Raw genomic sequence first — 14,234 nt, 5'->3', positions numbered from 1 at the left:
TATCTTCTTTATAGACGTCTCATAAGCACCGGAATCATCCTATCTTTCCATGCCTTAAATGTCCCTGCCAGGATCTGTTTTCTGGCTTCTCTTACCAAATCCAGATAGAAAGCCAGATTATGCACGGAAGCAATCTGGAAGCCTAACAACTCTTTGCTGTGAATAAGATGCCTCACATACGCCTTGGAGTACCTCTGATCCACATGAGAAGAGCCATTCGGATCGAGTGGAGAGAAATCGTCAGCCCACTTTTGGTTTCTCATGTTCATGGTTCCCTCCCACGTAAAGAGCATTCCGTTTCTACCATTTCTGGTAGGCATGATGCAGTCAAACATATCTACCCCTCTCTCTATTGCTTCCAATATATTTTCGGGAGTACCCACCCCCATCAGGTAGCGAGGCTTATCTTGCGGGAGCTCTTCGTTTACTATCTCGATCATATCATACATAACCTCCGCTGGTTCCCCCACGGCAAGTCCCCCGATTGCATTTCCATCCGCCCCATAGTCTGCCACTCTTTTTGCGGCATCCCGTCTAAGATCTGGGTAAGTACAGCCTTGCACAATAGGGAAAAGGCTCTGATTATAGCCATAATGCGGTTCTGTCTCGTTGAATCTCTTAAAACAGCGTTCAAGCCAACGCTCTGTCAGCCCAAGAGACTTCTTTGCATAAGCATAATCAGAAGTTCCGGGAGGACACTCATCAAAGGCCATGATAATATCTGCACCTATTAGTCTCTCTATGTCCATCACCTTTTCCGGAGTGAAAAGATGCTTTGAGCCATCCAGGTGAGAGCGAAACTCCACTCCCTCTTCCATAATCTTTCTTATCTCCGTAAGGGAAAAGACCTGAAAGCCGCCACTATCTGTAAGAATGGGTCCATCCCATGTTCCAAACTTGTGTAGCCCTCCGGCTTTGTAGAGGATATCCGTACCGGGTCTCAAATAGAGATGGTATGTGTTTCCAAGTATTATTTCTGCCCCTATATCTTCACGCAGTTCGTGCATATAGACAGCCTTAACACTGCCCAACGTACCCACAGGCATGAATATAGGAGTGTGAATATCTCCATGATTCGTATGCAGAACACCTGCTCTGGCATTGCTGTTCGGATCTTTATATTGCAATTCATATTTCATTACCACAAAGGTATTACTTCTGTCTTTAATATCAAGAAGAGACAGGGCTAATCCTCATCCCACCAGTCGGAGAGATCCCCTACTCCCTTGAAGCGATCCAGCTCTCGTCTTTCTTTTTTAGTGGGTCGTCCCAACCCTCTTGAGCGATCCACAAAACCGGAAAGCTTATTCAGCTCCAATATTTCATACTCGCTTTCCGGTGTCAGATTCTCAAGATATTGGTCTACAAGCTTGGCTCCGACACGGCTATTCAGTAACGCTTTCACTCTGAAAGTGTAGGTTATCGGAGGCTTGCGTACCTTTATTATATCCCCCACCCTCACTATTGCAGAGGGCTTGGCGGGCTGATCTCTTAGCTCCACTCTATTCTTTTTGCACTCTTCTGCAGCAATAGAGCGTGTTTTATACACCCGAGTAGCCCAAAGCCACTTGTCTATTCTTCCGTCGCCGGAGTGTTCTTTGTCTGACATTCCTGCTTCACTGCTTTAGTGTTTACGTTATTCATTGCCCGCTCTATACCCATTAGTGCAAAAAGTTTTATCCCCTCACAGGCACGTTCTCCTATTTCGAGCAGAGCCTTTTCCTCTTCGGGAGTAAATTTATCGAGGACATAATCTACCTGCTCGCCTTTATGAAAATTATTGCCGATACCCACTCTTAGGCGAGCATACTTTTGAGATCCCAATATCTGGGCTATATGTTTCAGGCCATTATGACCTCCATCACTTCCCGATGGTTTCATTCTCAATGTTCCGAGCGGCAGAGAGAGATCGTCTGTAACGATAAGAAGATTTTCTACCGGGATATTCTCTTTCGTCATCCAGTATCTCACGGCATTTCCGCTCAGGTTCATGTAAGTAGAGGGCTTCAGTAGAACGAGGATTTTGTTCTTTACCCTAACCTGTGCCACTGCCCCATATCTATCATCCGAAAAGTCTGCGGCGAAGTCCGGAACCAACCCATTGACAACTCTAAAGCCGACATTGTGGCGAGTTCCCATATATTCCGCTCCGACATTTCCGAGTCCTACAACAAGGTATTTATTACTCATGCTTATCTATGTGTTTCCTTATGAGAAGTATTCAACATCTCACCTGCTATCTCTTCCAACTTATCGTACCACTCTTTTCCGAATCTTCTTATCAGCGGTTCTTTTAGAAACTGATAGACTCTCATATTTAGCTTTTTACCTTTCACCAATGCCGGCTTGCAGATTTCCCACTCGTGGTAGTTTACGGCGGTAAAAGAAGAGTATTCGGTCAGCCTTACGGGGTAGAGATGACAAGATACAGGTTTATAGAACGATCGTTGCTTGTTTTCGGTGTAAGCCTTTTCAAAAGCGCAGCGACACCATCCGTTTTCTTCCGAGAGAGAAAAGACACAATCTCTACCACCTATGATGGAGGTAACGAGATCTCCATCGCTATCTCTGTAAGCAGGTCCGTTCTGTTCGAGATAGTTCAGATGTTTTTCCGGAAGATATTCCCGAACCACATCATAGCACTCTGCAATCTTTGGGAGTTCGTTCTCCTCCAAAGGAGCACCACTTTCTCCCTCTATGCAGCAAGCTCCTTTGCAAGCCTCCAGATCGCAGCAGAAATATGTTTCTATGACATCCCTGCTTACTATGGCTCCGTCTATCTCTATCACTTTATCTTTAATGTATTACAAATCGACCTCTTTCTTTAGAAACAAATATCTGCCTACAAGCTTTGAGACTTACAGGCAGATATTTCTATATGCTGAGCTACGCACAGCGCAATAAAGATTACTTACCGGCTTTTGCGGCAGCACCTCTTGCAGCACGAGTAAGCTTAACTGCGGCTACAACGTTGTTCTTAGCATTCATTAGCTCAAGATTGTCAAAAGATAGCTGACCAATCTGCAATGTCTTACCCAAGCCCAAGTTTGTTACATCAATAGAAAGGAATTCAGGAATGTTTTTGTAAAGTCCCTTCACACGGATTTTTCTCATCTCAAGGCTCAACTTACCACCGGCCTTAACACCTTCTGCGTGGCCTGTAAGCTTAACAGGAACATCTATCACAATAGGCTTAGCTTCTTCTATTTGAAGGAAGTCGATGTGAAGGATACGGTCTGTCACAGGGTGAAACTGTATATCCTTCAAGATACATGTAGTAGCCTTACCATCAATACTCATGTTTACCACGAAGATATCAGGAGAGTAGATGAGTTTACGTACTGCATCGTCAGTTACCACGATAGACTGATTAAAGTTTGCACCGTATATTACAGCAGGAATGTTGTCTCCCTTACGGAGTTCCTTTGATGCCTTCTTTCCAAGGTCTTGACGTGCCGATGCACTTAGGTCAAATGTTTTCATTTCGTAAATTTAATTGTTGTGTTACTCAAAATTAGCGTTTCGCTAATTCCCCATCACACGTAGGGCTTTCGCAAAATCTGTGCAAAGATAATGCTTTTCCGTGAGAATGAAAAACATCATACGCCAGAACTTTCGGCTCGAACGAGATCTTAGAAACGTCTATATACCAGCATGGTACATCTTCTCAGGGATCATTTTTATTCTTAACACGATCATAAATACCTTTGAATACGTTTAGAAATGGCTCTGAAGCTTGATAATATTAGAAATCAAGACCTGAATCGAAGAAATCGAGACTTGAAAACCGGACATCAAACCGTGAGTTCCAAAAACCGAGACTTGATTTACCATACCGAACAGATTAAAAGAGAAATATAAACCTGTTTATTACAATATTCTAACAGGTTAAAAGAGAGTTCTAAAAGAGCTTTAGAAATCTCGCAATTCTTTCCCACTCTGCTCTATCTTCTCCCGAAAATGTCTCCCGGTAGCGTTGTACACTATCCACAGGTACTATAAGGTATCTGTTGGGACGACCGGTTCTTCTGGCTACAAACGTATAATGTTCTTTCCACTCCTCTATGGATATACGGTTTTGTCTGTCTATGCCGATCTGCATACTCAGCATTTTTCCAAGCCGAGTATGTGGCTGGTATTGGTTGCTTATGAAGTTCCCCAGAGAGTAAACCACCGGGACAGATTTTCCACCCGATAAGAGTAATGTATCCGACGGCTGCACCACATGCGGATGCATTCCTACGATGGCATCTACTCCGTTATCTGCAAGCCACTGTGCGTCTCTCTTCTGATCTCTACTTGGGATAAGGCTATACTCTATCCCCCAGTGCATGGAGGCTATGATAAAGTCTGCTCCTAAAGCTTTTACTTTTTCGAGATCGTTCTTAATGGCGATGGTATCTATCAAGTTCACTCTGACAGGCTCAAAGAATGGAATACCGTTAGTCCCGTAAGTGTATGCCAAGAAGGCAATCTTCACTCCCAATGTATCTATGACAAGAGGATTTCTCATACGATAATCCTCTTCCGAACGGAAAGAGCCCGTACTACGTATTCCCACACTATCCAATATATCAAGCGTTCTGATCACTCCTTTATTACCCCTATCACACGTATGATTATTAGCAGTAGTAAGGATATCCACACCGACATCCCTAAGATCCGAAGCCAAAATATCGGGACTGCTGAATGTAGGATAGCCGGTATAAGGCTCTCCTCCAAAGGTTGTTTCAAGATTTCCAATGATCAAGTCAGCACCCTTGAAATAGGAAGACACCGCATCAAATACAGGCTTAAAGTCATGCTTTTTCTGTTTCCCATCCCAAGCTGCGTCTACTTGAGGTTTATGGCTCATTATGTCTCCGAGAAAGAGGAAACGAAGCCGGCGATATTCGGGAATAGAATCTTGTTCTTTTTTTTCTGCAGAATGTTCCCTGCCCTTTGCTGTTCCACCACAAGAAAGAAGAAGAAAAAAAAGAAACACGATCCCTACAACCGGATTGATTTTTTTGAAAACGTTTTTTGTCATTGGAAGAATAAGCGGTTTTATCAAATGATATATTTTCTCTTTATATGGGGTTGTTATTTCGGATATAGCCTGTTCGGTGCTGTTGAGAATGCCCATTTGGTAGCAAAGATAAGTGAGTTAGAGTGAAGCACAAGCATATCAGATTGTTTATTTCTACACTTTTCTCACAATTCTCTCTTCGGTTAAATTGAACAAAAGAGAGATTAAACGAGGTCATTTTGGTAACTTTGCCCCTCATACAGAACAGAAATCGTATCGTGAAAGAGCATTTGAGCATACAAAATTTGTGCAGGAAGATTTGTGAGTCGTCCCCGACCAAGAGATTAAAAGAGCCCCTTTCCGACCGAAGCAATTCGGTAAAAAAAATCTCATTGGAAGGTATCTGCGGATCATTTCCTGCTGTTTTGGCAGCAGATCTGATGCAGCAAACAGACAGAAGCATCCTCCACATAGCACAAGATAAAGAGAGTGCCGGATATTTCTATAATGATATTGTCTCTATCTTGGGAGCAGAGGAGGCAGAGCGAAAAGCATTTTTCTTTCCCTCCAGATACAACCGAGGTATCAAGTACGGTAGTGTAGACAGTGCCAATGAGGTGCTAAGAACACAAGCGATAGAAGCTCTTTCGCACGAGACATCCCCTAAAATCATTGTCTCTTATCCGGATGCCGTGGCAGAAAAGATACCGGACACTGCCGGTGCAGACAGCCATCTCCGAATAGAAGTAAGCGTAGGCGATACCATCGACAGGGCTCATCTGCGGACAGTACTCTGGAATATGGGAATGAACGAAACGGACTACGTCTACTCTCCGGGGGAGTTTGCCGTTCGCGGAAGCCTGATAGACATCTTCTCTTTTGCCTACGAATACCCGGTGCGGATAGACTTCTTTGACGACGAAATAGAGAGCATCCGTACATTCGACTGCGTGGATCAATGCTCCATAGAGAAGATAGAGAAAGCCGTTATCACTCCCCCTATCAGCAATAAGACGATAACACACGGAGAGGCAATACTGAATCTCCTGCCGGAAGACACAATCATATTCATAGAAAACAGTGTACAGCTGCACAATGCACTACAAGAGTTGTATGAGAGTAAGCCTGTACATCCGGAAAGCAACAGCATAAAGACAGAAAAAGAGCTTCAAGAACTTCTCATCTCTCCGGGGCAGTTTGAACATCTTTTAGGGGAAAAGAAAACTATTCTTTCGGGTTTCATCCCCGCAGAAGAACGGCATTTATGGGAGAGTATCTCCTTTAAGCAAAATCCCGAACCACTGTACCACAAACAGTTTGATCGGCTTATAGAGGAGGTTGAGAAATATCAAAAGGAGAATGGTTACACGGTCTACATCATGAGCGGACAGGAGAGCCAGCTTCAAAGACTAACGCATATCTTTCAAGAGAAAGGTGCTTCCACACATTTTTCATCCGTTACACCCACTCTGCATGCCGGATTTATAGATCACGAGACACGTATTGTTCTTCTGACGGATCACTCCATTTTTGAGAGATTTCACAGATACAAGACCAAAGCCGACCGCATCAAGCAAAATGTGGCAACCCTATCCATAAAAGATATTCAGGGGTTCAGCTTCGGAGATTATGTCGTACATATCAATCACGGCATAGGACAGTTTGCCGGACTTCTCACCATGGAGCAGAACGGAAAAAGGCAAGAGTACGTCCGTGTAAACTACAAAGGCGGAGACAGCATCTATGTAAGCATACACTCTCTGCACCATCTTTCCAAATACAAATCCAAAGAGAGCGATACTCCTCCGACTTTGAGCAAACTCGGATCCGGTGCTTGGGAAAAGCTGAAAGAGACAACAAAGAAAAAGGTTAAAGACATTGCCCGTGATCTTATCAAGCTTTACGCTTCCCGTATGGAGCAAAAGGGATTTGCTTTTTCGCCGGATACCTACCTGCAAGAAGAGTTGGAAAGCTCGTTCATGTACGAAGACACACCGGATCAGGAGAAGACAACTGCCGAGGTGAAGCACGACATGGAACAACCCGTACCTATGGATCGTCTTGTCTGTGGAGATGTAGGCTTCGGAAAGACCGAGATAGCCATACGTGCTGCATTCAAAGCGGCTACGGACAATAAGCAGGTAGCTGTTTTGGTACCAACGACCGTACTGGCGTATCAACACTACAGGACATTTAAGAAAAGGCTGAAAAACTTTCCCGTGAATATTGCATACCTCTCCAGAGCAAAGTCGGCAAAAGAGCAGAGAGACATACTAACCGGACTGAAAGAAGGCAAGATAGACATCATCATAGGTACTCATAAGCTGGTAGGGAAAGAGGTTATCTTCAAGGATCTTGGGCTTCTGATCATAGACGAAGAGCAGAAGTTTGGTGTCTCCGTAAAGGAAAAGCTGAGACAGTTGAGAGCCAATGTGGATACACTGACCCTGACAGCCACACCCATTCCGCGTACTTTGCAGTTTTCTCTAATGGGAGCAAGAGACCTGTCTAATATTCTAACTCCCCCACCCAACAGGCATCCGATCTATACGGAACTATCTACATACAATGGAGAGAATATTGCCGAAGCCATCAACTTTGAGCTTGCAAGAGGAGGACAAATCTTTTTTGTTCACAACAGAATACACAATCTGAACGATATTGCATCGGACATCGTGCGTGCAGTACCCGATATCAGAATAGGTATCGCACACGGACAGATGGCTCCGAAAGAGGTAGAAAAAATCCTTATGGACTTTGTGGATCATCGCTATGATCTCCTTTTGGCAACTTCGATAGTGGAGAATGGTATAGATGTACCCAATGCCAACACCATCATTATCAATGATGCGCACAGATACGGACTGAGTGATCTGCATCAGCTTAGAGGGAGAGTCGGGAGAAGTGATAAGAAAGCTTTCTGCCATCTGATGGTTCCACCCAAAGAGTATCTCACTCCCGATGCAGTCCGGAGACTGGAAGCGATAACCTCCTATACAGACTTGGGCAGTGGCATTCATATCGCCATGCAAGACCTTGACATACGTGGAGCCGGAAATATGCTTGGGGCAGAACAGAGCGGTTTCATTGCAGATATAGGCTACGAAACGTATAAGAAGATCTTGGAAGAGGCTGTCGGCGAAATCAGAAACGAAGAATTTGGAGAGGTGAAAGCTTACTCCTCATCGAGCAACAAAGAGTATGTGAAAGAGACCATCATAGAAACAGACTTTGATGCTTACTTTCCGGACGACTACGTACCCGGCGACCAGGAAAAACTTGCCCTGTACCGAAAGTTGGAAGACCTTACCGACCATGACTCTCTCCGTATCTATACGGAAAAATTGCTGGACAGATTTGGCAAGTTACCACCGGAAGCGGAGAACCTGTTGGAGCTTATCTTGATCAAATGGAAGGGTAAGGCACTCGGTTTGGAGAAGATTGTACTAAAAGGCAACAGAATGAATATGCAGTTTGTCTCCGATGAAAAAAGCCCGTTCTACCGGTCTGAGACTTTCTCTGCAATCTTATCGAGTCCGATTCTTATCAAACAAAAGATGCAGTTCAAGCAGGTTGGCAACAAAAGATTACTGATAGTTCCGACAATCGAAAGCATCAAGGAAGCCTCTTCTGTGTTGGATCAATTACTTTCTCAATAGCTATACAAAACGATCTTATAACGTTAAAAAGATGCTCTGAGCCGATTCAGGAAAAAAGATCACGGCTTGATTGGTAAAATTCAAGCTTTGAACTGCGTAAATCAAGGCATGATTTTTCCAAGACAAGACATGATTTCACAAAATCAAGCCTTGATTTCGATCTCCGAACAGGTTTAGCCGTTTTTATTAACGTGAATACAAAAAGAGATTGGAATGTTCAAACGAATTTACATTCCAATCTCTTCTATCTTTCTGTGCCGTATATCTTGCCGTCTGTTAAGCCTCTCCTTTCAGGAATAGTGCTTTAACCTCTTCTGCTATTGCTTCTGCCTCTTTCATGGTAGGAGCTTCGGAGTAAATTCGGACAATAGGCTCGGTATTGCTCTTTCGGATTTGCACCCAAGTGGATTCAAAGTCCAACTTCAGCCCATCCGTGGTGATAGGAGTGGCTTGAGGATAATGGCTCCGAATCTTGGATATCATTGCCGAGAAGTCTGTGCGGTCATCAATCTGCACTTTAGTCTTGAACATACAATACTGTGGAAGTATTTCCCTCATCTGTGTAGGCTTTAGCATCCGTTTTGCAAGTGCTGTCAGGAAGAGAGCGATACCCACCATTGCATCTCTTCCGTAGTGCAATGCAGGGAAGATTACTCCCCCATTTCCTTCTCCGCCAATAAGAGCACCGACCTCTTTCATCTTTGCCACGACATTTACTTCACCCACATTTGCAGGATAGTATTGCCCCCCTCTCGCAAGAGTAATATCTCTAAGACCACGAGAAGAAGAGAGATTGGAGACCGTGGTATGCTGTCCCGGAGTGATGTCCAACAGATAGTCCGCAACGGCTATTAGTGTATTCTCCTCACCAAACATGGAGCCATCTTCGCATATAACCGCAAGTCTGTCCGCATCCGGATCTACTGCAAAGCCAACGTGTGCCTGCTCCTCCACAACGACAGAAGAGATGTCTGTAAGATTGTGAGGCAGTGGTTCCGGATCGTGAGCAAACTCTCCATTGGGTGTACCGTGAATCAAAAGAATATCTCTTACGCCCAATGCCTCCAAAAGACTCGGTACAATAACAGCCCCGACAGAGTTTACACAGTCTACCGCAACCTTCAGCCTTGCACGACTAATGGCATCGACATCAACCTGAGGCAGAGCCACGACATCGTCTATATGCTTTTGGGTATAGTCTTTTCGATAAATCCTGCCTATTTCATCTACCGGCGAGAAGTTCAGAGCATCGCTTTCTGCCAAAGCGATGAGTGCCTTTCCCTCTTTGTCGCTAAGGAACTCCCCTTTTTCGTTGAGTAGCTTTAGGGCATTCCAATGTTTGGGATTGTGGCTTGCGGTGATAATGATGCCTCCATCTGCTTGCTCGTAAATCACTGCCATTTCTGTGGTAGGAGTGGATGCGAGATCTATATCGACAACATTGAATCCCATGGCTACAAGAGTTCCTGTAACAATGTTCTTGACCATAGGTCCGGATATACGGGCATCTCTCCCAACCACTATCTTGTTGCTGTGAACAGTGGAAGACTCTCTTATGAGAGAGGCATAAGCTGCCGTAAACTTAGCAATATTCACAGGGTTCAATCCTTCTTCAACGGATCCTCCTATCGTTCCCCGAATACCTGAAATAGACTTTATTAAACTCATATACTCTAACGAATGTATCTTTTGTGGATATATAAATATGCAAAAACCTGCATGATGCAGGCTTTTACTTCTTAAACTTAAACTCTACAAGTTCATAAAACACGGGCTCTCCGTTTTGCTGAATCTCCGCAACACCGGGTCCGTACTTGAATGATACTATCATCTGTACTTTTCCTCCGTCTCCGACATAAGGGAGTACAAAGTTCATCGCAGGAGCCAGATAGCTGTTGTATGGTGAATGAGACACAGTAGAGGAGACAAGAATCTCTCTTCCCTCTTTCACATAAACAAAGTTGCAGGGATATGTTCCGGATTTGGTCGGACTGATATTATCGTAAATACTCTTTTCCTCTTGAGCAAAACGTTCCATCTTGAACCGGGTAAGCACAATGGTCTTTCCCGATATGAGCTTCTTTTCCATATCTCCACGGTTTACAATGCGGAGATAAATACCATCTTTGACTTCAAAAAACTCATTCTCCGGAGAGGCTTGCCCTTCTGCCGGTTCGGAAGTAATCTTGAAGTTGTTCTTTGAAACAAATTCTGCTATCTGTCTTTTTTCTCTCTTGATGATGTCTACATAGGAAAGCCTGTTCTTATCACAAGAGATAAAAAGAGAGGCAAGAAAAATCGTTGCAAGAGATAGTATGAAGTGTGTCTTCTTGTTTGCCATGATATATCGTAATGGTCTGCTTAAATAATCTGTCTGTTCACTATTCCTTTCAAAGGTAGTAAAAATATTACGGATGCATCTTCTCTAATGCTTTGAGAACCTCTTGATAAGCCTCTTCTAAAGTTCCGTAGAACTCGGCACCCGAAGCATTTCTATGTCCTCCTCCCGAAAAATAGGATGAAGCAAAGAGATTGCACGCAAAAGGATCTTTGGATCGGAAAGAGAGCTTAATAAAGTTGGACTGCTCGTACAAATAGATCGAGAACAGAATTTCTTTTGCTTCAAGAGGAACATTGACCAGCCCGTCCGTGTCTCCTATCTTGTAGTTAAATCTGTTCTTTTCCGCTTTGGATAGTGTGATTATGGCTGTCTTTTTCTCCGGCAAAACCGTAAGATTGTTGGAGACAGCGTAGGCATTAAGCCTTACTTTATCTATGGAATAGCCTCTGTTTACACGAGCCGACACATCGTCTTTATCCAATCCGAGCTCTATCATTTCGGATAAAACGGTATAGATATGCGGATCATTGGAGTTGTAAGAAAAGCCTCCCGTGTCGGTCATCATACCTACATAGAAACAGGTTATGGCATCCAGCGTAAAAAGTTCCTTATATCCGCAGAGAGATAAAATGGTGTAAGTCAAAAGAGAGGTAGAGGAAACCATCGGATAGGAAAAGACCAGATCCGAAAAATCGGTGGGATCCAAATGATGGTCGATAAGAATCTTATATGCCTTTGAACGGCAAAGGCTATCAGACATTTCGGCTGTGCGATACGGATCGTTAAAGTCAAGAGAAAATACGACATCTGCTTCTTCCAATATGCGAGAAGCTTTCTCCGGTGTCTCTTTTGCAATGGTGTGTATCTCCAAATCCGCAAGGAAAGTAAAACTTTCGGGGTATCTGGAAGGGAAAATAATATCCGCCTCTATCCCTTTGTTTTTCAAAATATGGTACAGCCCCAATGAAGAGCCTACGGCATCACCATCCGGTGAAACATGAGTAATGATAGCAACCTTATCCGTTCTCTTTATTCCTTCTATCTTTTCTCTTAGGTGATCTATTTTTGTTGTGTCCAGTTCTTTTATCATCGTTTCTTTTATGGGTGTTACGCCCTTGTTGTATTCTGTTTGTTTGCTTTCTGTACGATTTTCTTCTCGCTTTGGAGCGCTCTGTGGAGGGGGCATATACGGGGGCTTCACCCAAATCAGGCGTCAAAGGGATCTTTTTTACTTCGTATTCAAGAAAGCGTTCTATCTTGTAAAATTCGTTCTGCTCATCCTGTCCGACAAGAGTAATGGCAATGCCATAGTCGTTATCTCCTCTTGCTGTACGTCCAATACGGTGTACGTAATCTTCCGGATCTCTCGGAACATCAAGGTTAATGACCATCTCTATCTGGTCTACATCTATTCCCCTAGCCACAATATCCGTAGCGACCAAAAGATCTATCTTGCCGTTCTTAAAGTCTCTCATCACCTCTTCTCGCTTTGACTGATCAAGGTCGGAGTGCATTTCGCACAGTTTTATATGCTTTCGGGAAAGGGTTGTAGAGAGTTGGCGCACCTTTTCCTTGGAAGAAGCAAATATGATACTCCTTTTAGGAGTGTGTTCCTTAAAGAGCTGGAGAATGATTGGAAGCTTTTGAGGCTCGTAGCAGATATAGGCTCTCTGATCTATGGATGTCGGAGGTTTTGATATGGCAATATTTATCTGTTTCGGATTCTTCATAATATTTGCCGCAAGCTTACGTATATTAGCAGGCATTGTTGCCGAAAACATTATGATCTGACAGCTTTTGGGCAACTGCTCAAATATCTGCATAATATCATCGTAGAAGCCCATATCCAACATTCTGTCCGCTTCATCCAAAATGAAAAAACTCAGTTGAGAGAGATCCACAGCCTCGAAATTGAGATGCGATAATAACCTTCCGGGAGTAGCGACAACAATATCTACACCCATGGCGAGACCTCTTCGCTGTTGCTCCCACTCGCTTCCGCCGGTTCCTCCATATACTGCCGTTGCAGAAACATCGACAAAGTAAGCAAAGCCCTGTATCTGATTATCTATCTGCTGAGCCAGCTCTCGTGTAGGAGCCATAATCACTGCATTGACCTTGTTGTTAGGGAAATCTCCATCTGCAAGCATACTTAAAAGAGGAAGGACATAGGCTGCCGTTTTTCCCGTTCCCGTTTGAGCGCAGGCAATAAGGTCATCCCCGTCCAAGATAACAGGGATCGCCAGCTTTTGTATTGGTGATGGTTCTTTGAAGTTCATAGCCTCCAAACCATCCATCACATTCGGATTAAGATCAAACTGATCAAATGTATTTTCTATACTATTTTCTATATCGTTCTCCATTATCAAGTTCAGAGATTAAAGTGTAGGTAACATGCCGTAACGTTGAACAACTTCCGTCCACGTTCCTTTTGTATAAGCCAAAGAGATAACAGAGTCGAGATTTGCCTTCAACTTCTCCTGGCCTATGTTCAGAACCCAAGTATGTTTAAGCAAAAAGCTGACATCTGTATCAATAACCAAGTTGGGAAGTTTTGCCGCATAAGATCCGGCAATATTTTTCTCACAAATGACGTAAGCGAGAACTCCTTCTGAAACCGAGCGAATCAGCTTTTCCTGACTCTCTTCTGTCTGACGGATTTGAAGATCAGGAATACTCTCTTGAGAGAGGTGACTTATTAACACCTCCATTGCAGGGAAGCCACTTGGTACGCTGATCTCTTTCCCTCTCAAGCTATCCAATGTAAAAGGAGAAATGTTATCGCCATCCGGGATATGTCGCATAAGGACATAGGAGGAGGAGTAGACAGGACGAGTATAAATGAAATCCTCACTACTATCAAGCATTGTCAGGTAAGAAGTGGCAAGTATATCCAAACGGTTACTCTTGAGATCATCCAAAGACTCTGCATGAGATGTATATGGAACTATCTTGTAATCCTTATCCATCTTAGGCAAAAGCTTGATAAGCTCAACCTGTAAACCGGAAAGAGAGTCTCCCTTTATGGATATATCCTGTGGAGAGAGAACGACTCCGATACGAATATTTTCATCATCAGCACCGGCTTTCTTCTCCGATAACAGAGTAAACAACTTATATCCACCAAAACCAAAAAGCAGAACAAGAGCAACACCTAAAAGAATAGGTAAACGCAAATGAGCATTTCGCCCTCCTTTGTTTACTTGAATATATCTGTTGGACATGG

At 43.6% G+C, this 14,234-nt stretch carries 12 protein-coding genes; 1 reads left to right on the top strand and 11 read right to left on the bottom strand.

Features of this window, described 5'->3' with window-relative positions; translation table 11 throughout:
• Positions 1–8: 8 nt before the first annotated feature.
• The 6 genes from tgt to JT26_RS03435 all read right to left on the bottom strand — a co-directional run bounded on the left by tgt (position 9) and on the right by JT26_RS03435 (position 5,029).
• On the bottom strand, positions 9–1,139 hold the full coding sequence (gene tgt / locus JT26_RS03460; protein WP_036846073.1) for a tRNA guanosine(34) transglycosylase Tgt: 1,131 nt from the start codon (positions 1,137–1,139) through the stop codon (positions 9–11).
• A 47-nt stretch (positions 1,140–1,186) separates the two neighbouring features.
• Positions 1,187–1,609 (bottom strand): RNA-binding S4 domain-containing protein, encoded by a 423-nt coding sequence (locus tag JT26_RS03455; protein WP_036788820.1) that lies wholly within the window; start codon positions 1,607–1,609, stop codon positions 1,187–1,189.
• Complete coding sequence (gene pth, locus JT26_RS03450) at positions 1,573–2,190, bottom strand: aminoacyl-tRNA hydrolase (protein WP_052110329.1); 618 nt, start codon at positions 2,188–2,190, stop codon at positions 1,573–1,575. The genes JT26_RS03455 and pth overlap by 37 nt, the downstream gene beginning before the upstream one ends.
• Positions 2,191–2,192: 2 nt before the next feature.
• Entirely contained in the window at positions 2,193–2,789 is a 597-nt protein-coding gene (locus tag JT26_RS03445) for a DUF3109 family protein (RefSeq protein WP_036846068.1), read from the bottom strand.
• Positions 2,790–2,907: 118 nt separating this feature from the next.
• Positions 2,908–3,483: a 50S ribosomal protein L25/general stress protein Ctc gene (locus tag JT26_RS03440; protein ID WP_036846055.1), complete on the bottom strand. Its 576-nt coding sequence runs from the start codon at positions 3,481–3,483 to the stop codon at positions 2,908–2,910.
• Positions 3,484–3,901: 418 nt separating this feature from the next.
• Complete coding sequence (locus JT26_RS03435) at positions 3,902–5,029, bottom strand: CapA family protein (protein WP_052110328.1); 1,128 nt, start codon at positions 5,027–5,029, stop codon at positions 3,902–3,904.
• Between the two features lie 371 nt (positions 5,030–5,400).
• Here JT26_RS03435 and mfd point away from each other — a divergent pair, with 371 nt between their 5' ends.
• Positions 5,401–8,667 (top strand): transcription-repair coupling factor, encoded by a 3,267-nt coding sequence (gene mfd, locus JT26_RS03430; RefSeq protein ID WP_235300013.1) that lies wholly within the window; start codon positions 5,401–5,403, stop codon positions 8,665–8,667.
• 276 nt (positions 8,668–8,943) lie between these two features.
• On the opposite strand, the gene glmM is transcribed toward mfd, so the two are convergent.
• From glmM to JT26_RS03405, 5 genes are all read right to left on the bottom strand, one after another.
• On the bottom strand, positions 8,944–10,335 hold the full coding sequence (gene glmM, locus JT26_RS03425; RefSeq protein ID WP_036846052.1) for a phosphoglucosamine mutase: 1,392 nt from the start codon (positions 10,333–10,335) through the stop codon (positions 8,944–8,946).
• Between the two features lie 64 nt (positions 10,336–10,399).
• Complete coding sequence (locus JT26_RS03420) at positions 10,400–11,008, bottom strand: DUF4827 family protein (protein ID WP_036846050.1); 609 nt, start codon at positions 11,006–11,008, stop codon at positions 10,400–10,402.
• A gap of 67 nt (positions 11,009–11,075) precedes the next feature.
• Positions 11,076–12,098, bottom strand: a complete 1,023-nt coding sequence (locus tag JT26_RS03415) for a bifunctional oligoribonuclease/PAP phosphatase NrnA (RefSeq protein ID WP_036846047.1) — start codon at positions 12,096–12,098, stop codon at positions 11,076–11,078.
• Complete coding sequence (locus JT26_RS03410; protein WP_052110327.1) at positions 12,025–13,371, bottom strand: DEAD/DEAH box helicase; 1,347 nt, start codon at positions 13,369–13,371, stop codon at positions 12,025–12,027. Before JT26_RS03410 ends, JT26_RS03415 begins: the two co-directional genes overlap by 74 nt.
• A gap of 15 nt (positions 13,372–13,386) precedes the next feature.
• The gene (locus JT26_RS03405) at positions 13,387–14,232 is read right to left on the bottom strand and encodes a transporter substrate-binding domain-containing protein (RefSeq protein ID WP_036788808.1); all 846 of its coding nucleotides are present in this window, start codon (positions 14,230–14,232) and stop codon (positions 13,387–13,389) included.
• Positions 14,233–14,234 lie beyond the last annotated feature (2 nt).

This window comes from Porphyromonas sp. COT-108 OH1349 (assembly GCF_000768755.1).
In the GTDB taxonomy this organism is placed as follows: domain Bacteria; phylum Bacteroidota; class Bacteroidia; order Bacteroidales; family Porphyromonadaceae; genus Porphyromonas_A; species Porphyromonas_A canoris.
The sequence above is the reverse complement of the archived record's forward strand: the minus strand, read 5'-3'. Positions and strand labels throughout refer to the sequence as shown.

Bases quoted from the DNA above. Each gene is read 5' to 3' on its own strand.
- tgt (WP_036846073.1), bottom strand. From the start codon at position 1,139: ATGAAATATGAATTGCAATATAAAGATCCGAACAGCAATGCCAGAGCA.
- JT26_RS03455 (WP_036788820.1), bottom strand. From the start codon at position 1,609: ATGTCAGACAAAGAACACTCCGGCGACGGAAGAATAGACAAGTGGCTT.
- pth (WP_052110329.1), bottom strand. From the start codon at position 2,190: ATGAGTAATAAATACCTTGTTGTAGGACTCGGAAATGTCGGAGCGGAA.
- JT26_RS03440 (WP_036846055.1), bottom strand. From the start codon at position 3,483: ATGAAAACATTTGACCTAAGTGCATCGGCACGTCAAGACCTTGGAAAG.
- JT26_RS03435 (WP_052110328.1), bottom strand. From the start codon at position 5,029: ATGACAAAAAACGTTTTCAAAAAAATCAATCCGGTTGTAGGGATCGTG.
- glmM (WP_036846052.1), bottom strand. From the start codon at position 10,335: ATGAGTTTAATAAAGTCTATTTCAGGTATTCGGGGAACGATAGGAGGA.
- JT26_RS03420 (WP_036846050.1), bottom strand. From the start codon at position 11,008: ATGGCAAACAAGAAGACACACTTCATACTATCTCTTGCAACGATTTTT.
- JT26_RS03415 (WP_036846047.1), bottom strand. From the start codon at position 12,098: ATGATAAAAGAACTGGACACAACAAAAATAGATCACCTAAGAGAAAAG.
- JT26_RS03410 (WP_052110327.1), bottom strand. From the start codon at position 13,371: ATGGAGAACGATATAGAAAATAGTATAGAAAATACATTTGATCAGTTT.
- JT26_RS03405 (WP_036788808.1), bottom strand. From the start codon at position 14,232: ATGTCCAACAGATATATTCAAGTAAACAAAGGAGGGCGAAATGCTCAT.